Here is a 22,699-nt window from a genome sequence, read left to right as displayed (position 1 = left end):
GGGCCGTTCGGCGTCCGCGGGGCGCTCAGACCGCGGCGGCGACCAGTTCGCGGGCGATCAGCTCCGCCCGGACGTTGATCATGTACATGGAGCCGGCGTAGAAGAGGTCGCCGGAGGTGAGGTCGCCCAGCGCGTACAGCCGGCCCGGGGCCTGCCCGGCGGCCGGGCGCAGCGCGTTCGTCGCCGGGTCGATCAGCAGCCCGCCGTGCGGATTGCGGACCACCAGGCCCGCCTGTGCCAGCGAGCGCAGCAGCGGCGCGGAGCGCGGGCCGGTGGTGGCGAGCCCGGTGCGGGTGGCGTCCACCACGACATCGGCGCGTCCGGCCCGTCCCTCGTGCACCACCTCGAAGCCGCCGCCCGCCCGCGTACGGACCCCGGCCGTGCCGTCGCGGACCGTCAGCTGGCCGCTGTCCATCGCGGCCAGCAGCCGCCGGGCGGTCGGCGGCGGCATCGGGTTGTAGAGCGGTTTGGCGAGCGGGTGGAAGCGGCGCAGGAACACCCGCTTCTCACGGTCGCCCCACGCCGTCCACACGCTCTCGCGGACGTCGCGCAGCGCGGTCGTGGCGATCGTCTGGTACGGATTGCCGTCCAGCCGGGCCAGCTCGGAGCGGAGCCGGTCGTGCGCCGGGCGGGGCGCGGTCTCGGCGGCCAGATCCGTGCCCGCGGCGGCCAGTTCGGCCCGGAGCAGCGCGAAGGTCTCGCGCAGCCCGAGGGAGCCGGAGCGCGCCAGCCGGCCGGATATCGCCTCCGGCGTCAGATGCGTCAGGGTGAACGGGCGGTGCCGGGCGCGGACGCCGGGCAGCAGACCGTGCCGTGAGGTCATCGTGATCCGGCCGCGGTGCCCTCGGTGCAGCAGCCCCAGCGCGACGTCCACCCCGGACAGCCCGGTGCCGAGGACCATGACGTGGGCGTCCTCGGCGATCTGCGGCAGTACCGCGGAGAGCGGGTACGGGTCGGGGTGGAAGCCGGGGGCGCCGGCCAGCCCGTAGGGGTCGGCCGGCGGGCCGCTGCCCGGGCAGAGCACCACCCGGTCGGCGTGGGTGAGGGAGGCGGCGCCGCGGATCATGATCTCCGTGGCGGACGCCTTGGCGACGGTGGCGAACTCCGGGACCACCGTCACCGTCCAGCCCCGCCGCCGGGCGCTTTGCAGACACGTCGCCCAGTGGTCCACCAGATATTCGCCGTAGATCCGCCGCGGGACGTACGCGTCGGCCGGCAACGTCGCGAACGGCGTTGCCGCGTACCGGGGTTGGCGGTGCAGCCAGCGCAGGAAGTGATCCCGCTCGGCGCACCGCACCGACATGAATCCGGCCTCGCGGTTGACCAGTGCGCAGTCCAGGTCGGGGCGGTAGGCGCGGCCGGTGGCCAGTTGCCGCGCCCCTTCGTGGACCGTGATGTCGAACGCGGCGTCTCTCCCGGCGTGGCGCAGCATGCTGTCGAGCAGGCTGACCGCCGCGGCGCCGCCGCCTATGACCGCCAGGCGCATGAGCGGGCTCCTCCCGGGGCCGGTGCTATCCGGCCGTGTCGGGTTCGATGACGGGCAGGCCCAGCGTGGTGTCGAGCCGCCGGGTGAGCGCGGTGGGGTACGCGGTGACGAACACCTCCAGCGCCGGGTGGGCGACGGCCTGTTGGAGATGGCCGCCGACCGTCGTGCCGTCGCGGCGGCCCAGCACCACATGGGCGTGGACGTGCGGCCGGCCGTCCTTGAGCGCGATGTTGCCGGTCAGGCCCAGCACCTCGGTGTGTTCGGTCACCGGGATCGGGACGTGGGCCTTGACGACCGGGTCGAAGAGGGACAGCGCGGCGGAGCCGAACGCGCCGATCGCGGTGAGGGAGCCCGCGGCCACCTGCTGTTCGGCGGCGAACTTCTCCAGCGCGGGCACCACCTCGTCGCCCGCCTCCAGAACGACGGCGAACTGGCGGGGCGCCCTGGCGTCGTCGTGCAGCAACCGGATGTGCATCGGTGTCAACTCGCTTTCGTGGCATCGGCGGGCTCGTCGCCGCCGGGGACTGCGCTCGGCACGGGCCCGGGGTGCCGCAGGGCCCACCGGGCGCGCACCTTGCCGATCACATCGAACTGGTTGAGGACCAGCCCGAGGATCACCAGTGTGATGGCCGTGGCCTTCATGGCGCCCAGGGGCTCACCGAGGAGCAGCATCGACGAGGCCATGCCGAAGATCGGCACCAGCAGCGTCAACGGCGCGACCCGGGAGGTCCGGTAGGTGCGCATGAGGTGGCCCCAGAGCGCGAAGCCGAAGAGGATCGTCGGGTAGACCATGTAGAGCAGCGAGCCGAGACCGGTCCAGCCCATGGTGGTGAAGGAGTGCTCGACGGTGCCCCAGCCGCCGAGCCCCAGCGACAGCAGGAACATCGGGATCGGCGGCACCAGGCTCGCCCAGACCGTGAACGCCAGCGCGTTCTCCGGCCTGGCCTTCTTGATGATCAGGTTGGCGACGGCCCAGGACAGCGACGCGCCGACGACCATGACCGTACCGGCCGCGGTGACCGAACCGTCGGTGACCGCGGCGACCAGCCCCATGCCGATCGCCGCCACCACGAACCCCACCAGGTAGCGGGGGCTGACGCGTTCGCCCATCAGCCCCGCCGCCAGGCCGATCGTCCAGAACGCCTGGAGCTGCATGACGACCGAGGCCAGACCCGCCGAGAAGCCCAGGTCCATCCCGGCGAAGAGCAGCCCGAACTGGCCGATGCCGAAGAACGCCCCGTACAGCAGGAGATAGCGCCACGGCACGTTCGGCCGCTTGAAGAAGAAGACCGCGGGGACGGCCGCGAGCAGGAAGCGGAGCGACGCCAGGAGGTAGGGGTCGAACGAGCGCAGCCCGATGTCGATGATGGCGAAGTTCACTCCCCAGATGACCATCACCAGGACGGCACCCAGGAATTTGGACAGTGGCAAGAACGCTCCTCTTTCAGCGGGTGAGGCGGCTTTCAGGGGGTGAGGCGGCCGTTTTCAGGGGCGTGTTCCGGGCGGGGCCGCGTCGGTGCGGATGACCTGGAACGCCTCGGCCAGCCGGCCGGCGGCGAGCCGGCCGAGGGCCGCCTGCCCGGCCAGCTTGGCGTGTACGTCCTCGCGGAGCCGGTCGCGGTGGGCGGTCTGCGAGACATGGGCGCGCAGCGCGGCGAGCTTCTGCTCGAACGTCTCCGTCACATCGATCCGGGTGTCCGGGCGCGGCCCGGTCGTCACCCAGATCTCCGGGACGCTCCAGGGGGCCAGGCCCTCCTCCAGCAGCAGTTCGGGGAAGGCCCGCGGATTGCGCGCGTCCGGGTAGAGCGCGGCCAGCGACGCCTCGCCGGCCGCGCGGTGATCCGGGTGGAGATCGGGCAGGAACGCCCAGTTGATCTCCGGGCTCTGGATCACCGCGCGGTGCGGCCGGGTCTGCCGGATCACCCGGACGATCTGCCGGCGCAGCGCGGCATCGGGTGTCAGCATCCCGTCCTGGTGGCCCAGGAACAGGACGTCCTTGACCCCGAGGACGGCGGCGGCGTCCCGCTGCTCCCGCTCCCGCCGCGCCGCGAGTTCGGCGCGGGGCACGGCCGGGTCCTCGCCGCCGCCCGAACCGTCCGTCAGGACCAGATACGTCACCTCGGCGCCCTCGCGCGTCCAGGACGCGACGGTGCCGCCGGCGGTGAAGTCCGTGTCGTCGGGGTGGGCGGCGACGGCCAGCACCCGCAGCGCCCCGTCCGGGGAATCCGTACCGCTCACGCCGTGCGCACCTCGGCGGTGAAGAGGAACGACCGGGGCACGCCGGTCATCGTGCGGGGCGGCACCGGGTGCGGCCAGCGCCCGAAGTCGGCGCCGTCCTCGCCCGGTTGCCGCAGATCCGTCACCGACCAGCCGCAGTCGGGCAGGAACTCCTCGGGGGTGTCGGTGCCGAAGAGCCAGGGATTGCCGTCCTCGGCCAGGATGCTGAGGAAGCCGCGGGCGAGCGGGTTGGTGAGCGTGGTGCGGCTCGTCATGTCGCCGAGGAGGACGGAGCCGGGCGCGGACAGCTCCCGCAGCGTGCCCAGCAGCCGCCGTACGACGTCCTCGGGGAGGAAGAAGAAGAGGCCCTCGGCCACCCATAAGGTGGGCTGCTCCGGGTCGAACCCGGCGGCGTGCAGCTCGCCTTGCCACTGCTCGGCGAGGTCCACCGCCACGGCGCGGCGGTGCGGCCCGCCGGAGGTGTCGACGCCGTGCCGGGCGAGGAGTTCGGCCTTGGCGTCGAGCAGCGCCGGGCGGTCGAGTTCGTAGAGGGTGACGCCGTCGGGCCAGGTCAGCCGGGCGGAGCGCATGTCCATCCCGGCGGCCACGGAGACCACCTGGCGCAGCCCGCGCTCGCGCAGGGCGCGGACGAGGGCGTCGTCGAGGTAGCGGGTGCGGACCAGGACGAAGGGGGCGACGGCGGAGCCGCGGTAGCGCTCCAGCAGCTCGAAGCCGGTGTCCCCGGCGACGGCGCGGGCCAACGGGTCGTCGAAGATGCGGTCCGGGCGCTCGGACTCCAGGGCGCGTGCGGCGGCCGTCCACTGTGCCGTCCGGGACACCGGCTCCATCTGCATTTCCGCACTCGTCATGAGCGGTTACTCCTCTCGGGGCGACGGCTGACCGGCGCGGGGTGCCCGCCGGTGCCGGAGGTCCGGTTCATGTGTCCTGCCCGGCGGGTCTGCGGCGGAAGATGCTGTGCAGCACCATGCTGAAGACCACCGTGCCCTCCTCGTCGAGGAGTTCGCACCGCGGGCGCAGTATTCCGGATTGCTTGCTGTGCAGTACGGGAGCCACGCCCAGCACCGTCAGGCGTGCCCGCAGCACGTCGCCGGGGCGGACCGGCCGGTGGAAGCGCAGCTCGTCCACGCCGGGCGAGCCCTCACCCGCCGAGTCGAGGAGGATCTCCTCGACGTAGCGGCGCATGAAGAGCGAGGCGGTCAGCCAGCCGCTGGCGACGAGGCCGCCGAACTGCGAATCGCGGGCGAGTTCGGGGTCGGTGTGGAACCTCTGCGGGTCGTAGGCGCGCCCGAAGGACAGCACCTCTTCCTCTGTCACCTTCACCTCGCCGAGGTCGTAGACCTCACCGACGGGGAAGTCCTCCAGGTACCGGATGCTCACGGCCGCCTCACCATTCCGCGCTGACGAGTTCTTCGGGCGTGGCGCCGGACAGCCGGTAGCGGTCCGGGTCCACCGGGCGCCCGGTGTAGAGCCGCAGGACGTCCGGGACGTCCGCGGTCAGCTGCGCCGTGGGCCGCCCGGGCACGGCGGTGCCCAGGGTGAGCCGGCGGGTGGGCAGCTGGATCTCCACCAGGGGCGTGCGCACCACGCGCTCACAGCGGCCGAGCAGCGTGAGCGCCGCCTGGTGGCCACGGCTGTGGTACGGGTCGTCCAGGCCGATCGCCTCGCGGACGTCGCCGCCGTGGATCCAGGTGCCGAGCGCCGCCAGGTCCTTGGCGCCGCCGGCCGCCAGGATCGCCGGGCCCGCGTCCGCCAGGCCCCGGTCGAACTCGTCGATGACCTGCTTGAGCGGCCAGGACCGGCGTTCCTCGACGTCCCGTTGGTTCTGCTCGTGGCTCGCGCGGTACGCGGGCCCCGCGGCGAGGCCGGTGAGCGCGGCGCCGCAGTGCGCGACGATGTCGCGGACCGTCCAGGCGGAGCAGACCGTGGGCCGCTTCAGATCGGCTTCGGGCAGGGTGCGCAGCCGCGGGACGAGGGTGTCGCGTTCGGCGCGCAGCACCACATCGGTGGGCGCGGGGTGCTGCGGGCCCGTCATCGCACCCCCGCCCCGAAGTAGCGCGCCTCGATGCGGCGCAGGGTGCGGAAGTCGTCGATGTCGATGCTCTCCATGCCGATGTCCTCACCGCTGAGGCGGGAGACCAGGACCATGAACTCGACGAACGCGAGCGAGTCGATCAGCCGGCTCTCCAGCAGGTCGAAGTCGGGCTCGATGTCGCTGACCTCGGCGTGCCGGTCGAGTATCCACTGTTTGATCTGGTCGGTGGCGGACTGCATGGCGGACTCCTTCGAAGGGTGGGGCGGGGAAGGGAGGAGCGGACGCGGCGGGCGGGGCCCGCGCGGCGGATCAGGCCACGGAGGCCTTGTCGAGGGCCGTGGCGACGGCCGCCCAGTCGCCGTGCTTCTCGTGCAGCACGGCGAGCCAGCGCTCCAGGCCGAAGGCGACACAGCTGGTGAACACCGGGCGGCCGGTGCCGGCGACGCGGATGTCGCAGCGCTCGCCGAAGAAGTTGCGGTGCTTGTTCACGGACGCGATGGCGAGGTCGCCGACGAGGAATTCGTACTTCACCGGCGACAGCATCTGGAGCTTGGCGCGCGGCCCCTCGCCGTCGAAGAACGGGTCGGACGCGGGCTCCTTGCGCATCTCCAGGCCCAGCGCCTCGGCGAAGGCGAGGATGCGCTGCGTGGAGCGCTCCAGATGGTCCTCGACGAACTCCTGGCTGCCCAGCGCGACGATCTCGCGCATGTGGAAGCCGAGCAGCCGGCGCAGCCCGGTGTAGTGCTCCTCGCGGCGGAAGCACCGTCCGACGAGGGTGATCAGGGTGTCCCGCTCCAGCGTCGTGCCCTCCAGGCCGAGGTAGACGGCGTAGCAGGTGGCGGGCGGCGGGGCGACCTCGGCGGGCAGGAGTTCGCCGGGCGGGAAGGCGGTGGCCGCCGGCTCGCCGCGGGGGCGCCGCTCCAGATCCAGGCCGCTGACGGTGAGCGCCTGGTGCGGGAAGTTCTGGTAGTAGTCGAGCTTGGCCAGACCGGCGACCGGGAGCAGGGCCGGCCCGACGACGGGCTCGGCGCCGCGGGCGGTGCCCCATTCGGCGAAGGTGCGGTCGAGGCGGTGGAGCGCGGCGGCTTCGTCGGCGCGCAGGAACAGCAGACCGTTGGGTTCCACGGAAGTCCTCCCGCCCGCTCAGATGCCGGGCAGGACGTCGTCGGCGAAGATGCCGGTCTTGCACATGAACGCCAGCGGCTTGCGCACGGCACGGCGCTCGGCATCCCGTCGCGAGGGCTCGGCGAGGAGCCGTTCCCGGAATCCGAGCGGGTCGGGAATTCCGGCGTCGCGGTAGATCTGCGGATTGTAGAAGGACCGCAGACTGAAGGCGATGTAGCGCTTGAGGTACTGCTCGATCTCCTCGCGCTGCCCGGGGGTGAGATCTCCGACGAGATCGGCGTGGAGCAGCGAGACCAGCTCCCGGCCGAAGGCGATGTGCCGGGACTCGTCCTCATGGTGCACGCGGTTGACCTGGCGGATCGTCTCGTGGAGCGAGGCGTCGCCGGCCATGCGCATGTTGTAGTGGTCGACGATCTCCTCGAAGAGGAGCACCCGGCAGAACACCAGGAGATTCTCGACGCGGGGGTCCTCGTGGGCGATGGAGTTCAGCTTCGGGCCCGAGTAGATCTTCCCGCCGTAGCGCAGACAGAATTCGGCGAAGAACCACATGTGTTCGTTCTCTTCGCCGACGAAGTGGTGGAAGAAGTCCGACGGGATCTCGAACCCGCGGGTGTGGATGCGGCGCACCACCTCCACCAGGAGTTCTCGAATGCCTTCGACGTTCAGGCTGTAGAAATTGATGCTCTCCCAGCGCGAGAGTTGCTGCCGCTGCGCCTCGGTGAGTTCGTTCACGATTTCCGTGCCGTAGGTGGAGGTGAGGTCCTCACTCATCCACATCATTTCGGACGGCAACGTCTCGGGCCAGTCGAACTCGCGATACGGGTTGTAGTACTCGTCGACCGACTTGTCGACGAGCCGCTGGAGTATCTCGACGAAACGCTGTTCCCGCTCCGGTCTGGGCGTGGTGGTCGACAGCATTCAATTCCCTTTCGGCGATCGGGGGAAAGCAGGACCGCGGCGGACAGGGAGCCGCACGGCGTGATCGGTCGGCGCAAAGGCCGTTATGGGGAAGTGGGGATGGGAATGCGTACGGAGAAGTGACGGCGGTCGGGCGATGGGGAGTCAGTGGCGTCGAATGCCCGCCGGAGACTTTAGCGCTTTGCCTTGCCAGGGGGCCAGATCCCCTGGTGAAAAGAAGGGGAAGTGCGTCTTCCGTTTGTGACGATGCTGCTGAGGGAGTTACCTCCTGACAAGCCGCCCCGAATATTGCAGCAGTATTTCGGCAGTATGAAGCGGCTGTCTGTGCGGTAAGTCTCCCCAGGGGTGCGTTGCGTCCTTTCCGGCCGACTTCGCGCAGCCGCCGCACGGCTTCGGCCTGGTGATTTCGATGTGCCGGGGGCGGCCAGCTCGTGTTTCCGGCGTCCGGGGAACGACTCGAATTCGCTCCTGTGTGTGAACCGCTGCCACGGGCGCCCGGGCGGGGGCCCGCGCGCGAGGGCCCCCGGGGCGCCGCCCGGCCCCCTCCGGGCAGCGCGCACGCACCCGCCGTTGTCGGTGCCGTCTGCTAAGACTGGATGCCGTGAGCAGGGAAGACGGGCGCCAGGGGGCAGGGGCGGATGCGGGCGAGCAGCTGGCCCTCATCCGGGCGAGCGTGCGGGAGACGAAGGCGACCCGCGCCAAGCCGCGCACCTGGCGCGGCGCCGAGCCCGCCGCCGAGCTGCCCGTCGCCCGCGTCCTCGTGGACAAGGGCCTCGTCCACCTCGACCGCTACTTCGACTACGTCGTCCCCGCCGCCATGGACGCCGAGGCGCGCCCCGGGGTGCGGGTGCGCGTCCGCTTCGGGGCGGGCGAGAAGGGCGGGCGGCGCGAGGGCGGCAAGCTGGTCAGCGGCTTCATCGTCGACCGCGTCGCAGAGAGCGACTTCCGCGGCGTCCTCGCCCCGCTCGCCCAGGTCCTCTCCCCGGAGCCGGTGCTCACCCCCGGACTGCTCGCCCTGTGCCGCGCCGTCGCCGACCGCTACGCCGGCAGCCTCGCCGACGTCGTCCAGCTCGCCGTCCCGCCCCGCCGCGCCCGCGCCGAGGCCAAGGAGTCCCCGCCCCCGCTGCCGCCCAACGCCCCGCCCGAGCCCGGGAGCTGGCAGCGGTACGCGGCCGGGCCCGGCTTCCTCACCGCGCTGGCCCGGGGGGACGCACCGCGCGCGGTGTGGACGGCGCTGCCCGGCGCCACCTGGCCCGACGAGCTGGCGCGCGCCGCCGCCGCCGCGCTCGCCGCCGGCCGCGGCGCCCTGATCGTGGTGCCCGACGGCCGCGCCGCCGCCCGGGTGGACGCCGCGCTCACCGCCCTCGTCGGCGCCGGCCGCCACGTCCAGCTCACCGCCGACGCCGGGCCCGAGGAGCGCTACCGCCGCTGGCTCGCCGTCAGCCGCGGCTCGGTGCGCGCCGTGATCGGCACCCGCGCCGCGATGTTCGCCCCCGTCGACCGCCTCGGCCTGGTCGCCCTCTGGGACGACGGCGACGCCGCGCTCAGCGACCCGCACGCCCCGCAGCCGCACGCCCGCGAGGTGCTGATCCAGCGCGCCGTGGGGGAGCGGGCCGGATTCCTGCTCGGCGGCGTGAGCTGCACGGTCGAGGCGGCGCAGCTGGTCGAGACGGGCTGGGCGCGTCCGCTGACCGCCGACCGCGAGCGGGTCCGCGCCACCGCCCCCCGCATCCGTACGGTCGGCGAGGGCGACGAGGCGCGCGACGAGGCGGCCCGCGCGGCCCGGTTGCCGACGATGGCCTGGCAGGTGGTGCGCGAGGGGCTCAGGCACGGCCCGGTCCTTGTCCAGGTCCCCCGGCGCGGCTACGCCCCCCGGCTGGCCTGCGCCCGCTGCCGCACCCCGGCCCGCTGCCGCGCCTGCGCGGGCCCGCTGGAGTCGCCCGGCGCCGACGACCTGGTGTGCGCCTGGTGCGGACGGGCGGAGGCGGACTGGCACTGCGCGGAGTGCGGCGGCGCCCGGCTGCGCGCCCAGGTGGTGGGCGCCCGGCGCACGGCCGAGGAGCTGGGCCGGGCGTTCCCCGCCGTACCCGTGCGCACCTCGGGCCGCGACCATGTGCTGGCGACGGTGCCGGACACCCCCGCGCTGGTGGTCTCCACCCCGGGCGCCGAGCCGGTCGCGGAGGGCCCCGGCTACGCCGCCGGGCTGCTGCTGGACGGCTGGGCGCTGCTCGGCCGCCCCGATCTGCGCGCCGGCGAGGAGGCGCTGCGCCGCTGGCTGACGGCCGCCTCGCTGGTGCGCGGTCAGGAGGCGGGCGGCACGGTCGCGGTGATAGCGGAGCCGACGCTGCGGCCGGTGCAGGCGCTGGTGCGCTGGGATCCGGTGGGCCACGCCGTCCGCGAGCTGGCGGAGCGGGCCGAGCTGGGCTTCCCGCCGGTCTCCCGGATGGCGGCGGTCGCCGGCCGCCCCGAGGACGTCGCCGCGCTGCTGCGGTTGGCCGAACTCCCGCCGGGGGCCGAGGTGCTGGGCCCGGTGCCGCTGCCGGTCGCCGACCCCGGGCGGCCGCGCCGTCCCGGCGATCCGCCGCCGGGCGAGAGCTGGGAGCGGGTGCTGGTCCGTGTACGGCCCGGTCAGGGCGCGGCGCTGGCGGCGGCCCTGAAGGCGGCCCGCGCGGCCCGTCTGGTCAAGCGGGAGGGGGAGGCGGTCCGGGTCCGGATCGACCCGCCCGACCTGGGGTGATCGCGGGCCGTGGGCCCGGTCGGGGCCGTCGCCTCCGGCCCGCGGACGCACGGCGCTCCGCCGTGGGCGGCAGGTCGGCCGGCGCCTCGTGCGGGCGCCCCGGCCCGCGGGCGCGGGGCACTTCGGGACGCGCCGGGCGCCCGGCGGCCGGGCAGGCGGGCCGTCAGCCGTTGCGCGGCGCGGGGAACGCGCCGGTCCGCGGCTCCTCGCGGGGGGCGGCGGCGGGCTGGCCCGGCATCTGGCGGGCCGCGGGCACCGACGGCGTCCCGGACAGGCCCGCGGCGACGGCCACCGCGCGGGAGGTGGTCGCCTCGGGGGAGCGGTGCGCGGTGTCGGCGCCCTCCGCGGAGTGCTGCGCGGCCCGGCGGCCGCCGTAACGCCGGTGCACCGCCTGCTTGGTGACGCCGAGCGCGGAGCCCACCGCGTCCCAGGAGAAGCCCAGCGAACGGTCGAAGTCGACGGCGGCCGTGACGAGCGTTTCGACGCTGTCCCGCAGCTCCTGGGCGAGGCGGACCGTGGGGGCGGGCGCGCGTCCGTAGACGACGAATCCGGCGGAGGGGCCGGTGCGGCGCGGCCGGTAGACGTTGCCGAGCTGAGCGGTCAGGGTGCGCAACGCGTCCACCTGCCGGCGTACCCGCTCGATGTCGCGTACCAGGAGATGCAGGCTGGCGCGCGCCTGGGCGTCGTGGGTTGCGTGGTCGGCCATGTGAAAGCCTCTCGAACCGGCGTGGAAAGGGAAGATGACAGGGGTGGGCCGCGCCTGCGGCCCGGGTGGGGATGGTCAATGCTGTTTGACCAACGCGGCAGCGGCGCCTGGGGTCACGGTGTGGGGGCGTAACGGCTCGTCAGGACGGCGCGGCGCACCCCGCACGCCCCCGGCCCGGCGGCTCCGGCACCGTCCCGCCGCCCCGCCGGCGCCGGGCCGACGCCGCGGCCACGGGGGCGTACGCCACCGGGCGGACGGCCGGCCCGGGCCCCGTGCACCCGGCGGGGGCGGCGCCCGGCCGTAGACTGGTGCGCCGTTCCGCAGCGTGTGAGAGGTAGTGCGCCACCCATGAGGCTCGTCTTCGCCGGTACCCCCGAGGTCGCCGTACCTGCCCTGGATGCCCTGATCGCCTCGGACCAGCATGAGGTGGTGGCCGTGGTGACCCGGCCGGACGCCCCGGCCGGCCGCGGCCGGCGGCTGGTCGCGAGCCCCGTCGCCGAGCGGGCCGAGGAGGCGGGCATCGAGGTGCTCAAGCCCGCGAAGCCCGGCGACCCCGAATTCCTGGCGCGGCTGCGGGAGATCGCCCCCGACTGCTGCCCGGTCGTCGCCTACGGCGCGCTGCTGCCGCAGTCCGCGCTGGACGTCCCGGCCAAGGGCTGGGTCAACCTCCACTTCTCGCTGCTGCCGGCCTGGCGCGGCGCCGCCCCCGTGCAGCACGCGGTGCTCGCCGGGGACGAGGTCACCGGCGCCTCCACCTTCCAGATCGAGAAGGGGCTCGACTCCGGCCCGGTCTTCGGCGTGCTCACCGAGGAGATCCGCCCCACCGACACCGCCGGTGACCTGCTGACCCGGCTCGCCTTCGCCGGCGCCGGGCTGCTCGCCGCGACGATGGACGGCATCCAGGACGGCACCCTGCACGCCGTCCCGCAGCCCGCCGAGGGTGTCTCGCTCGCCCCGAAGATCGAGGTCGAGGACGCCCGGGTGGACTGGGCGGCGCCCGCGCTGCGGGTGGAGCGGGTGGTGCGCGGCTGCGCGCCCGCGCCCGGCGCCTGGACGCTGTTCCGCGGCGAGCGCCTGAAGCTGATGGCCACGGCATCCGTCGGTCAGGACGCCGGTCTGCACCTCGCCCCCGGGGAACTGGCCGTCACCAAGAAGGCGGTGTACGTCGGCACCGGCAGCCACGCCGTCGAGCTGCTGTGGGTCCAGCCGCAGGGCAAGAAGCCGATGAAGGGCGCCGACTGGGCGCGCGGCGTCCGCATCGAGGCGGGCGAGGTGATCGGGGAGTAGCCACCGGGCGGGCTCCGGGACGGCGGCCCGCCGAAGGCCGCCGCCGCCGGGCTCCGCGGCCCGCGCGTACGCTGGTCACACATCCTTTTTCTCGTACCCGGAGCACCTTTTCGTGAGCCAGCAGCCGCGTCGCCGTCCCAGCAAGCCCTACCGCCGCCCGCAGAAGGACCCGGTCCGGATCCTCGCGTTCGAGGCGCTGCGGGCCGTCGACGAGCGGGACGCCTACGCCAACCTCGTCCTGCCGCCGCTGCTGCGCAAGGCACGCGAGAGCCCGGACTTCGACAGCCGGGACGCGGCGCTCGCCACCGAGCTGGTCTACGGCACGCTGCGCCGCCAGGGCACCTACGACGCGATCGTCGCGCAGTGCGTGGACCGCCCGCTGCGCGAGGTCGACCCGCCGGTCCTCGACGTCCTCACCCTCGGCGCCCACCAGCTGCTCGGCACCCGTATCCCCACCCACGCGGCGGTCAGCGCCAGCGTGGAACTGGCCCGGGTGGTGCTCGGCGACGGCCGCGCGAAGTTCGTCAACGCGGTGCTGCGCAAGGTCGCGGCGCACGGCATGGACGACTGGCTGGAGCGGATCGCCCCCGCGTACGACGAGGACGCCGAGGAGCACCTCGGCCTGGTCCACGCCCACCCCCGCTGGATCGTCTCCGCGCTGTGGGATGCGCTCGGCGGCGGCCGCGCGGGCATCGAGGACCTGCTGGAGGCCGACAACGAACGGCCCGAGGTCACGCTGGTCGCCCGCCCCGGCCGCTCCACCGCCGAGGAGCTGCTGACCGCCGCCGGCGAGGACCGCGCGCTGCCCGGCCGCTGGTCGCCGTACGCGGTCCGGCTGGCCGAGGGCGGTGAGCCCGGGGCGCTGGACGCGGTGCGCGAGGGCCGCGCCGGGGTGCAGGACGAGGGCAGCCAGCTGGTCGCGCTGGCGCTGGCGGGCGCGCCCGTCGAGGGCGAGGACCGGCGCTGGCTGGACGCCTGCGCCGGTCCCGGCGGCAAGGCCGCGCTGCTGGCCGCGCTGGCGGCGGAGCGCGGGGCGGCGCTGGTGGCGTCCGAGAAGCAGCCGCACCGCGCCGGTCTGGTGGCCCGCGCCCTGGCCGGCAACCCCGGCCCGTACACCGTGATCGCCGCCGACGGCACCCGCCCCGCGTGGCGGCCCGGCGCCTTCGACCGGGTGCTGGTCGACGTGCCGTGCACCGGTCTGGGCGCGCTGCGCCGCCGCCCCGAGGCCCGCTGGCGCCGCCGCCCGGAGGATCTGGACGGCTTCGCGCCGCTCCAGCGGGAACTGCTGCGCCAGGCGCTGGCCGCCGTCCGGGTCGGCGGCGTCGTCGGCTACGCGACCTGCTCCCCGCACCTCGCCGAGACCCGCGCCGTCGTCGACGACGTCCTCAAGGGCCGCGGCGGCCACCCCGTCGCCGCCGAGTGGATCGACGCCCGCCCGCTGATGCCCGGCGTCCCGGCGCTGGGCGACGGCCCCGACGTCCAGCTCTGGCCGCATCTGCACGGCACGGACGCGATGTATCTGGCGCTGCTGCGGCGCACCGCCTGAGCGGGCGGCGCCCGGAACGCCCGCGGCCGGCGGCCGCCGTGGCCGGTGCCCGACCCGTAGGGGTCAGGCGCCGGCCACGGCAGCTCGCCGGCCGCTTCGCCGTTGGCGGGTGCCGTGTGCTCAGACCGCCGGAGCCGGGTACGTCGGGTACTCGACGCCGGAGACGTACTGCACGACGCGGATGACCTGGCAGGAGTAGCCGAACTCGTTGTCGTACCAGAGGTAGAGGATGGCGTTGTCGCCCTCGACCTTGGTGGCGCCGGCGTCGACGATCGAGGCGTGGCGCGAGCCGATGAAGTCGTTCGAGACGGCGTCGGGGGCGCTGGTGAAGTCGATCTGACGCTTCAGCGGGGAGGTCAGCGAGACCTCGCGGAGGTGGTCGAGGACCTCCTCGCGGGTGGTCTCGCGGGCCAGCTGGAGGTTGAGGATCGCGATGGAGACGTCCGGCACGGGCACCCGGATCGAGCTGCCGGTGATCTTTGCCTTCAGATCGGGCAGCGCCTTGGCGACGGCGGAGGCGGCGCCCGTCTCCGTGATCACCATGTTGAGCGGCGCCGAGCGGCCGCGCCGCTCCGACTTGTGGTAGTTGTCCAGCAGGTTCTGGTCGTTGGTGAACGAGTGGACGGTCTCGACGTGGCCGCGCACGACGCCGTACTCGTCCTCCATCGCCTTCAGCGGCGGGACGATCGCGTTGGTGGTGCAGGAGGCGCAGGAGAGGATCTGCTCGTCCGGCTTGATCATGTCGTGGTTGACGCCGTGGACGATGTTCGGGACATCGCCCTTGCCCGGGGCGGTCAGGACGACCTTGTCGACACCGGGGCGCAGGTGCTTGGAGAGCCCCTCGCGGTCGCGCCACTTGCCGGTGTTGTCGATGAGGATGGCGTCGTTGATGCCGTACGCGGTGTAGTCGATCTCGGAGGGATCGTTCGCGTAGATCACCTTGATCTCGTTGCCGTTGGCGACGATGGTGCTGTTCGCCTCGTCCACGGTGATCGTGCCCTGGAACTGACCGTGGATGGAGTCGCGCCGCAGCAGCGAGGCGCGCTTGACCAGGTCGTCGGCGCCGCCGCCGCGCACGACGATGGCGCGCAGCCGCAGACCGTTGCCGGAGCCGGCCTTCTCGATGAGCAGCCGGGCCACGAGGCGGCCGATGCGGCCGAAGCCGTACAGGACGACGTCCCGGCCCCGGCGGCACTCGATCTTGTTGGCGCCGGTGGCGCCGGCGACCGCCTCGGCGGTGAACTCCTCGACGCTCAGGCCGCGCTCGTCGGCCTGGTACGTCGCGGCGAGCAGCGCGAGGTCGATCTGGGAGGGGCCGAGGTCGAGCGTGGTGAGCGCCTGGAGGAACGGCAGGGTGTCGGTGACCGACAGCTCCTCACCGGCGATCTGCCGGGCGAAGCGGTGGGTCTTGAGGATGCTGACCACCGACTTGTTCACCAAGGAGCGGCTGTGCAGCAGGACGGTCACGTCCCGCTCGCGGTGCAGCTTCCCGATGATCGGGATCATCGACTCCGCGATCTCCTCGCGGTTCTTCCAGTTGGTGAACGAGTCGTCGTTGACAGTCACAGGCTTATCTCTCGATCGAGCTAGGCGGTGCTCATATGCTAACCCGACGCAAATTCGATACTCCGGCCGGTGTCCGAGGGGGAGCGCGGCGGGCGGGGCCGGTCCGCGGGCCCGCGGCCGTCGTCCGCGGCCCGTCCCGGGCCTTCGCGGGGCCACCCCGCGAAGGCCCCGCGAGGGGCAGGCCATACTGGTCACATGGCCTTGATCAACCCCAGCATCCTGTCCGCGGACTTCTCCCGGCTCGCCGAGGAAGCGCGTGCCGTCGAGGGCGCCGACTGGCTCCATGTCGACGTGATGGACAACCACTTCGTGCCCAATCTCACGCTCGGGGTGCCGGTCGTCGAGTCGCTGAGCCGGGCGACGGACACCCCGCTCGACCTCCATCTGATGATCGAGGACCCGGACCGGTGGGCGCCGCGGTACGTCGAGGCGGGCGCGGGCTCGGTGACCTTCCACGCGGAGGCGGCGGCCGCCCCCGTCCGGCTGGCGCGGGAGATCCGGGCGCAGGGCGCCCGGGCGTCCATGGCCCTCAAGCCGGCCACCCCGATCGAGCCGTACGAGGACCTGCTGCCCGAGCTGGACATGGTGCTGATCATGACCGTGGAGCCGGGCTTCGGCGGGCAGGCGTTCCTCGACATCATGCTGCCGAAGATCCGCCGCACCCGTGAGCTGATCTCCCGGCACGGGCTCCAGATGTGGCTCCAGGTGGACGGCGGGGTGTCGGCGTCCACCATCGAGCGGTGCGCCGAGGCCGGTGCCGACGTCTTCGTCGCCGGGTCCGCCGTCTACGGTGCCGACGATCCGGCGAAGGCAGTCCGTGAGCTGCGGGAACAGGCCGTGGCCGCGACGGCGGCGGGCTGGGGCTGCGCCCACTGATCCCGGGTGGCGGGGCGAACCGCGCCCCGCCGCCGCTCCTTTCATCCCCGCCCCGCCCGCGGTTGTCCGCGCCGCCACCGGCCGTTCACGGCCCCGGGGTGGCCGTGGTCCCCGTCCGCCGCGGGTTTCTGCAAGGATGAGCAAAGACCCGATCAGATGCGCACAGGGGAGAATTTCGTGGTAGCCAGCCGCCCGCAGTCCGGTATGGGCCCCGCCGAGCTGGTGCAGGCCGCGGCCATGGCCCGCCGTTTCTATCTGGAGGGCAAGTCCAAAATCCAGATCGCCGAGGAGTTCGGCGTCAGCCGCTTCAAGGTCGCCCGGGTGCTGGAGACGGCGCTGGAGCGGGATCTCGTACGGATCGAGATCCGGGTGCCGTCCGAGCTGGACGCCGAACGCTCCGACGCGCTGCGCGCCCGCTACGGCCTGCGGCACGCCGTCGTCGTCGAGTCCCCGGCCGACGCCTCCGAGGAGGCCGCCGACCCGGAGAACCTCGGTGAGGTCGCCGCCGATCTCCTCGGCGAGCTGGTCACCGAGGGCGATGTGCTCGGCCTCGCCTGGGGCCGCTCCACCATCCACATGGCGGCGGCGCTGCACCGCCTCCCGCCGTGCACCGTCGTCCAGCTGACCGGCGTCTACGACGCGGGGACCGCCGACCGCGGCTCCGTCGAGGCCGTCCGCCGGGCCGCCGAGGTCTCCGGCGGCGAGGCGCACCCGATCTACGCGCCGATGCTGTTGCCGGATCCGGCGACCGCCGCCGCGCTGCGCGGTCAGACCGGTATCGCCCGCGCCTTCGACCACTTCGACAAGGTCACCGTCGCCTGCGTCTCCATCGGCTCCTGGGAGCCCGGCGTCTCGACCGTCTACGACATGCTGAGCGACGACGAGCGCGCGCACTACGCCTCGCTGGGCGCCGCCGCCGAGATGTCCGCGCACCTCTTCGACACCGAGGGCCGCCGCATCGGCCGGGATCTGGGCGAGCGGTGCATCACCGTCGAGGCGGACCGGCTGCGCCGGATCCCCGAGGTCGTGGCCATCGCGGGCGGCCGCCGCAAGGCCGCCGCGATCGGCGCGGTGCTCCGCTCCGGCCTGGTCACCAGCCTGGTCACGGACACCGCCGCCGCCGACCACCTGCTGCTGGAGACGGGCCCGGGCCCGCGCCCGGCGCTGGAGCGCACGGACCCGGACGGCGCCTGAGCGACGGCGCCTGAGCGACGGCGCCCGGTGGCGGGGCTCCGGGCGCCGTCGCCCCACCGCAGCGGCGGAACCGGCGCGGCGGCCCGGCCCCCGCTGTGACAGCATCGGCGCATGAAGATCCGCTTCTCCGCCCGCCCGGCCGTCACCGTCCTCGCGGCGCTGCTCGCCGGGCTGCTGCTGGCCTTGACCGGCTGCGGTCCGAGCCACGGCTCCGCCGCCTCCCCGGGCCCGTCCGCCACCCGCACCGCCGCCTCCCGTACGGCCGGTGTCCCCGGCTGGGCGCAGGGGATGGCGACGGTGCCGGAGCGGGAGCTGCCGCGGGAGGCCCGCGAGACGCTGCGGCTGATCGACGCCGGCGGCCCGTTCCCGTACCCCCGCAAGGACGGGAGCGTCTTCGGCAACTACGAGAAGCGGCTGCCGGGGCAGGCGCGCGGCTACTACCACGAGTTCACCGTGCCCACGCCGGGCTCCCGGGACCGCGGCGCGCGCCGGCTGATCACCGGTGAGCACCACGAGACCTACTACACCGCCGACCACTACCGGACCTTCGAGGCGGTGCTGCGATGACCGCGCCCGTGCCCCGGCCGCTGGCGAACGTGCTCGGCGGCACCACCCCGCCCGGCGTGCTGTCCTGGCCCGCCGGGCGCCCGGTGGGCGATGCGCTCGCCGCGGCCGCCGCCGCCGGCTGGCAGGGCGCCGGCCTCGATCTCACCGACGTCCACGACAAGGCCGCCTTCCTCGACCGCTGCGCCCGTGCGCTGCGCTTTCCCGACTGGTTCGGGCACAACTGGGACGCGCTGGCCGACTGTCTGACCGATCTGTCGTGGTGCCCGGCCGCCCGCGGGCGGCTGCTGGTGATCACCGGCTGGCAGGAGTTCGCCGCCGCCGCGCCCGAGGACTGGCACGTCGTCGAGAACGTCATCGCCGACGCGGTCGGCTACTGGCGCGACACGGACACCGGCCTCGCCGTGATCCTCGCCCGGGGCCCGGCCCGGCCCGCCTGAGCGGCCCGCCACGCGCCGTTCGTCGCTTCGCACAGCCCGCCGTGGCCCTTCGTCGGATGATCGCATCACCGCAGGTGGCGGCCCGTATCCTGGCGGGTATGCGATTCCTGAACCCGAAGAACGGCGCCCTCGAAGAGTGTTCTTCGGTGCCGTACGACCTGACGTACGACGACGTGTTCATGGTGCCCGGCCGCTCGGCCGTCGGCTCCCGGCAGGGCGTGGACCTCGCCTCGCCGGACGGCAGCGGCACCACGATCCCGCTGGTCGTCGCCAACATGACCGCCATCGCCGGGCGCCGGATGGCCGAGACCGTCGCCCGCCGCGGCGGCCTCGTCGTCATCCCGCAGGACATCCCGATCGAGATCGTCACCGACGTCGTCACCTGGATAAAGCGCCGCCACCTGGTGCTGGACACCCCGATCGTGCTGTCGCCCGTCGCGACCGTCGCCGATGCGCTGGCGCTGCTGCCCAAGCGGGCGCACGGCGCGGGCATCGTCGTCGAGGGCGGCCGGCCGCTCGGTGTGGTGACCGAGCACGACCTCGCCGGCGTCGACCGCTTCACGCAGGTCTCCGAGGTCATGTCCAAGGACCTGCTGGTCCTGGACGCCGACATCGACCCGCGCGAGGCGTTCAACCGCCTGGACGCCGCCAACCGCAAGCTGGCGCCCGCGGTCGACGAGGACGGCATGCTGGTCGGCATCCTCACCCGCAAGGGCGCGCTCCGCGCCACCCTCTACACCCCCGCCACCGACGCCGAGGGACGGCTGCGGATCGCCGCCGCCGTCGGCATCAACGGCGATGTGGCCGGCAAGGCGAAGGCGCTGCTCGACGCCGGGGTCGACACCCTCGTCGTGGACACCGCGCACGGCCACCAGGAATCCATGATCAGCGCGGTCAAGGCGGTCCGGGCGCTGGATCCGCGGGTCCCGATCGTGGCCGGCAACATCGTCGCCGCCGCGGGCGTCCGCGATCTGATCGAGGCCGGGGCGGACATCATCAAGGTCGGCGTCGGACCGGGCGCGATGTGTACCACCCGGATGATGACCGGCGTGGGCCGCCCGCAGTTCTCCGCGGTCCTGGAGTGCGCCGCCGAGGCGAAGAAGTACGGCAAGCACGTCTGGGCCGACGGCGGGGTGCGCCATCCCCGTGACGTGGCGATGGCGCTGGCCGCCGGCGCCTCCAACGTCATGATCGGCTCGTGGTTCGCCGGCACCCTGGAGTCGCCCGGCGACCTCCAGCACACCGCCGACGGCCGTCCGTACAAGGAGAGCTTCGGCATGGCCTCGGCCCGCGCGGTGCGCAACCGCACCAGCGAGGAGTCGGCCTACGACCGGGCCCGCAAGGCGCTCTTCGAGGAGGGCATCTCCACCTCGCGGATGTTCGTCGACCCGGCGCGCCCCGGCGTCGAGGACCTCATCGACTCGATCATCGCGGGCGTCCGCAGCTCCTGCACCTACGCGGGCGCCGCCTCGCTCGCCGAGTTCGCCGAGAAGGCCGTGGTCGGTGTGCAGAGCGCCGCCGGCTACGCCGAGGGCAAGCCGCTGCACGACAGCTGGAGCTGACCCTCCGACCACCCGCAGGGGCCCGCGCCGAACCGCTTCGGCGCGCGGCCCCTGCGGCGTTTTCGCAGCTCCGGCCGGTGCGCGGCGCCCGTACGATCGGGTGGTGGGCGCGCAACGAACGACCGGGGCCCGCCGCGGTGCGCAACGTTCCGCCGCGGTTGCGCAAGGAACCTGCATTACGGCAGGTCAAGGCCGGGCCGTAAGGTCAAGCGCTGTACGTGGAGTGGCGGGGACCGTCTGCTCGGCGGTCTCCTGCTGCGGGTGCGTTCCGCCTGCCCGCACGCCGACCGCCGCCGGTCACCGTCCCCCGTTCCCCGACCGGCAGCGATGAAGGAGCCACCCCAGTGTTGGAGCACGGCGCGTCCCCCGGGGGCAGCGATCCCCGGCCCCCGTTCGCGGGTGGCCTCGGTACCCGGCTGATGCGGCGCAAGCCCGTCGAACGGCTCGTCGCCGAGGGGGGCAAGGGCGAGGGCGGCTCGCTGCGCCGCTCGATGGGCATGTGGCAGCTGACGATGATCAGCATCGGCGCCACCCTGGGCACCGGCATCTTCGTCGTCCTCGGCGAGGCGGTGCCCGACGCCGGACCGGCCGTCATCCTCTCCTTCGTCATCGCGGGCATCACCGCCCTCTTCTCGGCCCTCTCCTACGCGGAGCTGGCCGGCACCATCCCGGTCTCCGGCTCGTCCTACTCCTACGCCTACGCCACCCTCGGCGAGCTGATCGCCTGGGTCTGCGGCTGGTGTCTGATCCTGGAGTACGGCGTCTCCGTCGCGGCGGTCGCGGTCGGCTGGGGGCAGTACCTCAACGAGCTGCTGTCCGGGACGATCGGCGTCACCATCCCCGACGCGCTCTCCCAGCCGCCCGGCAGCGGCGGGATCTTCAACCTTCCGGCGCTGCTGGTCGTGATGCTCGCCATGGTCTTCCTGCTGGGCGGCGCCAAGGAGAGCGCCCGCGCCAACACGATCATGGTGGCCGTCAAGATCGTCGCGCTGCTGCTCTTCTGCGGCGTCGCGCTCCAGGGCGTGAAGTCCGGCAACTACGCGAACTTCATGCCGATGGGCATGGCGGGTGTCAGCGCCGCCGGAGCCACCCTCTTCTTCTCCTACATCGGCTTCGACGCCGCCTCCACCGCGGGCGAGGAGGCCCGCAACCCGCAGCGCGACCTGCCGCGCGCGATCATGCTGTCGCTGCTCATCGTCACCACGCTCTACTGCCTGGTCGCCGCCGTCGCGGTGGGCGCGCTGCCCTGGCAGCGGTTCAAGGGGTCGGAGGCGGCGCTCGCCGGGATCCTCAAGGAGGTCACCGGCCAGGACGTCTGGGCCGTGCTGCTGGCCGCCGGCGCCGTCGTCGCCATCGCCAGCGTCGTGCTGACCGTGCTCTACGGCCAGACCCGCATCCTCTTCGCGATGTCCCGCGACGGGCTGGTGCCCCGGGTGTTCTCCAAGGTGCACCCGAAGTCCGGTGCGCCGCGCGCCAACACCGTGATCGTCTCGCTCTTCTGCGGGGTGCTCGCCGCCGCCGTACCGCTCGGCCAGCTGGCGGACGCCACCAGCATCGGCACGCTCTTCGCCTTCGCCCTGGTCAATGTCGCGGTGATCGTGCTGCGCCGGACCCGCCCCGACATGCCCCGCTCGTTCCGCACCCCGCTCTCGCCGCTCTTCCCGGCGGTCGGCTTCCTGCTGTGCGTCTACATGATGGGCAGCCTCTCGCCGGTGACCTGGGCGGTCTTCGGAATCTGGATGGTTGTCGGCCTTGTGGTCTACTTCGGGTACGGCATGCGCCGCTCCCGGCTGGCCCCGTCAGAGAAGTGATCCACCCGCAGTGCGACTGAACGACCTCGACGAACGCATCGTCCACGCCCTCGCCGAGGACGCCCGGCGCAGCTACGCCGACATCGGCCAGGAGGTCGGGCTCTCCGCCCCGGCCGTCAAACGCCGGGTGGACCGGCTGCGCGCCGAGGGAGCCATCACCGGCTTCACGGTGCGCGTCGACCCGGCGGCGCTGGGCTGGGAGACCGAGGGCTACATCGAGCTGTACTGCAGCCGCAACACCTCGCCCGAGGCGATCCACCGCGGTCTGTCGCGCTATCCGGAAGTGGCGTCCGCCTCCACCGTCACCGGTGAGGCGGACGCCCTGGTCCAGGTCTTCGCCGCCGACATGCGCCACTTCGAGCGGGTCCTGGAGCGCATCGCGGGCGAACCGTTCGTGGAACGCACCAAGTCCGTCCTCGTCCTCTCCCCGCTGCTGCGCCGCTTCAGCTCGGGCTCGCCGGGCTGAGGACGGAGGCCCCGAAAACCCCGGAATCCGCCCCCGCAACGAATCGCCGCGGCGCCCCCGATACGCGCAACAAATCGCTCATCGAGACGCAACGGAGGCGCCTTGTCGCAGGTCAGCGCGGGCCCGTACGGTCATTGCGTCCACC

At 73.5% G+C, this 22,699-nt stretch carries 22 protein-coding genes; 10 read left to right on the top strand and 12 right to left on the bottom strand.

Translation table 11 applies throughout. The features are described from left to right. Window positions 1-25: 25 nt before the first annotated feature. From ABT345_RS24700 to ABT345_RS24655, 10 genes are all read right to left on the bottom strand, one after another. Window positions 26-1,486, bottom strand: coding sequence for an FAD/NAD(P)-binding protein (locus ABT345_RS24700; RefSeq protein WP_345091767.1), 1,461 nt, complete (start codon window positions 1,484-1,486; stop codon window positions 26-28). A 25-nt stretch (window positions 1,487-1,511) separates the two neighbouring features. Further along, window positions 1,512-1,961 (bottom strand): PPC domain-containing DNA-binding protein, encoded by a 450-nt coding sequence (locus tag ABT345_RS24695; RefSeq protein ID WP_345092213.1) that lies wholly within the window; start codon window positions 1,959-1,961, stop codon window positions 1,512-1,514. Between the two features lie 5 nt (window positions 1,962-1,966). After that, the gene (locus tag ABT345_RS24690) at window positions 1,967-2,917 is read right to left on the bottom strand and encodes an EamA family transporter (RefSeq protein ID WP_345091764.1); all 951 of its coding nucleotides are present in this window, start codon (window positions 2,915-2,917) and stop codon (window positions 1,967-1,969) included. A gap of 54 nt (window positions 2,918-2,971) precedes the next feature. Then, a complete protein-coding gene (locus ABT345_RS24685) occupies window positions 2,972-3,724 on the bottom strand; it encodes a PIG-L deacetylase family protein (RefSeq protein ID WP_345091761.1) in 753 nt (250 codons plus the stop codon). Further along, window positions 3,721-4,572 (bottom strand): SAM-dependent methyltransferase, encoded by an 852-nt coding sequence (locus ABT345_RS24680; RefSeq protein ID WP_345091758.1) that lies wholly within the window; start codon window positions 4,570-4,572, stop codon window positions 3,721-3,723. The genes ABT345_RS24685 and ABT345_RS24680 overlap by 4 nt, the downstream gene beginning before the upstream one ends. A 67-nt stretch (window positions 4,573-4,639) precedes the next feature. Continuing rightward, window positions 4,640-5,101, bottom strand: a complete 462-nt coding sequence (locus ABT345_RS24675; protein ID WP_345091755.1) for a MaoC family dehydratase — start codon at window positions 5,099-5,101, stop codon at window positions 4,640-4,642. Between the two features lie 7 nt (window positions 5,102-5,108). Next, on the bottom strand, window positions 5,109-5,756 hold the full coding sequence (locus ABT345_RS24670; protein ID WP_345091752.1) for a maleylpyruvate isomerase family mycothiol-dependent enzyme: 648 nt from the start codon (window positions 5,754-5,756) through the stop codon (window positions 5,109-5,111). Then, window positions 5,753-5,995 carry an acyl carrier protein gene (locus ABT345_RS24665; RefSeq protein ID WP_345091749.1) on the bottom strand — a complete coding sequence of 81 codons (243 nt, stop codon included), beginning with the start codon at window positions 5,993-5,995 and terminating at the stop codon, window positions 5,753-5,755. Before ABT345_RS24665 ends, ABT345_RS24670 begins: the two co-directional genes overlap by 4 nt. Window positions 5,996-6,065: 70 nt before the next feature. Then, a complete protein-coding gene (locus ABT345_RS24660) occupies window positions 6,066-6,881 on the bottom strand; it encodes an aminoacyl--tRNA ligase-related protein (RefSeq protein WP_345091746.1) in 816 nt (271 codons plus the stop codon). A gap of 18 nt (window positions 6,882-6,899) precedes the next feature. After that, on the bottom strand, window positions 6,900-7,799 hold the full coding sequence (locus ABT345_RS24655) for a diiron oxygenase (protein ID WP_345091743.1): 900 nt from the start codon (window positions 7,797-7,799) through the stop codon (window positions 6,900-6,902). A gap of 601 nt (window positions 7,800-8,400) precedes the next feature. Between ABT345_RS24655 and ABT345_RS24650 the strand changes: the two genes are divergently transcribed. Continuing rightward, entirely contained in the window at window positions 8,401-10,536 is a 2,136-nt protein-coding gene (locus tag ABT345_RS24650) for a primosomal protein N' (RefSeq protein ID WP_345091740.1), read from the top strand. Between the two features lie 163 nt (window positions 10,537-10,699). Here ABT345_RS24650 and ABT345_RS24645 read toward each other — a convergent pair whose 3' ends face one another. Beyond that, window positions 10,700-11,242, bottom strand: a complete 543-nt coding sequence (locus ABT345_RS24645) for a hypothetical protein (RefSeq protein WP_345091737.1) — start codon at window positions 11,240-11,242, stop codon at window positions 10,700-10,702. Window positions 11,243-11,590: 348 nt separating this feature from the next. On the opposite strand from ABT345_RS24645, the gene fmt reads away from it, so the two are divergent. Both fmt and ABT345_RS24635 read left to right on the top strand, forming a co-directional pair. After that, entirely contained in the window at window positions 11,591-12,529 is a 939-nt protein-coding gene (gene fmt / locus ABT345_RS24640) for a methionyl-tRNA formyltransferase (RefSeq protein ID WP_345091734.1), read from the top strand. A gap of 112 nt (window positions 12,530-12,641) precedes the next feature. Continuing rightward, entirely contained in the window at window positions 12,642-14,075 is a 1,434-nt protein-coding gene (locus ABT345_RS24635) for an RsmB/NOP family class I SAM-dependent RNA methyltransferase (protein ID WP_345091731.1), read from the top strand. Between the two features lie 120 nt (window positions 14,076-14,195). Here the strand turns inward: ABT345_RS24635 and ABT345_RS24630 are convergent, their stop codons facing one another. Beyond that, window positions 14,196-15,641 carry a glyceraldehyde-3-phosphate dehydrogenase gene (locus ABT345_RS24630; protein ID WP_345091728.1) on the bottom strand — a complete coding sequence of 482 codons (1,446 nt, stop codon included), beginning with the start codon at window positions 15,639-15,641 and terminating at the stop codon, window positions 14,196-14,198. Window positions 15,642-15,836: 195 nt separating this feature from the next. Between ABT345_RS24630 and rpe the strand changes: the two genes are divergently transcribed. From rpe to ABT345_RS24595, 7 genes are all read left to right on the top strand, one after another. Next, window positions 15,837-16,517 carry a ribulose-phosphate 3-epimerase gene (rpe, locus tag ABT345_RS24625; protein WP_345091725.1) on the top strand — a complete coding sequence of 227 codons (681 nt, stop codon included), beginning with the start codon at window positions 15,837-15,839 and terminating at the stop codon, window positions 16,515-16,517. Between the two features lie 204 nt (window positions 16,518-16,721). Then, window positions 16,722-17,711 carry a sugar-binding transcriptional regulator gene (locus ABT345_RS24620; protein ID WP_345092210.1) on the top strand — a complete coding sequence of 330 codons (990 nt, stop codon included), beginning with the start codon at window positions 16,722-16,724 and terminating at the stop codon, window positions 17,709-17,711. Window positions 17,712-17,822: 111 nt separating this feature from the next. Further along, a complete protein-coding gene (locus ABT345_RS24615; protein ID WP_345091722.1) occupies window positions 17,823-18,278 on the top strand; it encodes a guanyl-specific ribonuclease in 456 nt (151 codons plus the stop codon). Beyond that, window positions 18,275-18,715 carry a barstar family protein gene (locus ABT345_RS24610; protein ID WP_345091720.1) on the top strand — a complete coding sequence of 147 codons (441 nt, stop codon included), beginning with the start codon at window positions 18,275-18,277 and terminating at the stop codon, window positions 18,713-18,715. The genes ABT345_RS24615 and ABT345_RS24610 overlap by 4 nt, the downstream gene beginning before the upstream one ends. Before the next feature lie 98 nt (window positions 18,716-18,813). Continuing rightward, complete coding sequence (locus ABT345_RS24605) at window positions 18,814-20,277, top strand: GuaB1 family IMP dehydrogenase-related protein (RefSeq protein ID WP_345091716.1); 1,464 nt, start codon at window positions 18,814-18,816, stop codon at window positions 20,275-20,277. A gap of 344 nt (window positions 20,278-20,621) precedes the next feature. Continuing rightward, window positions 20,622-22,088 (top strand): amino acid permease, encoded by a 1,467-nt coding sequence (locus ABT345_RS24600; protein ID WP_386459816.1) that lies wholly within the window; start codon window positions 20,622-20,624, stop codon window positions 22,086-22,088. Window positions 22,089-22,098: 10 nt separating this feature from the next. After that, window positions 22,099-22,554, top strand: a complete 456-nt coding sequence (locus ABT345_RS24595; protein WP_030278633.1) for an Lrp/AsnC family transcriptional regulator — start codon at window positions 22,099-22,101, stop codon at window positions 22,552-22,554. The last annotated feature ends 145 nt before the right edge of the window (window positions 22,555-22,699 follow it).

The sequence above is a fragment of the Streptomyces sp. NPDC000404 genome (assembly GCF_040300365.1).
In the GTDB taxonomy this organism is placed as follows: domain Bacteria; phylum Actinomycetota; class Actinomycetes; order Streptomycetales; family Streptomycetaceae; genus Streptomyces; species Streptomyces ramulosus.
The sequence above is the reverse complement of the archived record's forward strand: the minus strand, read 5'-3'. Positions and strand labels throughout refer to the sequence as shown.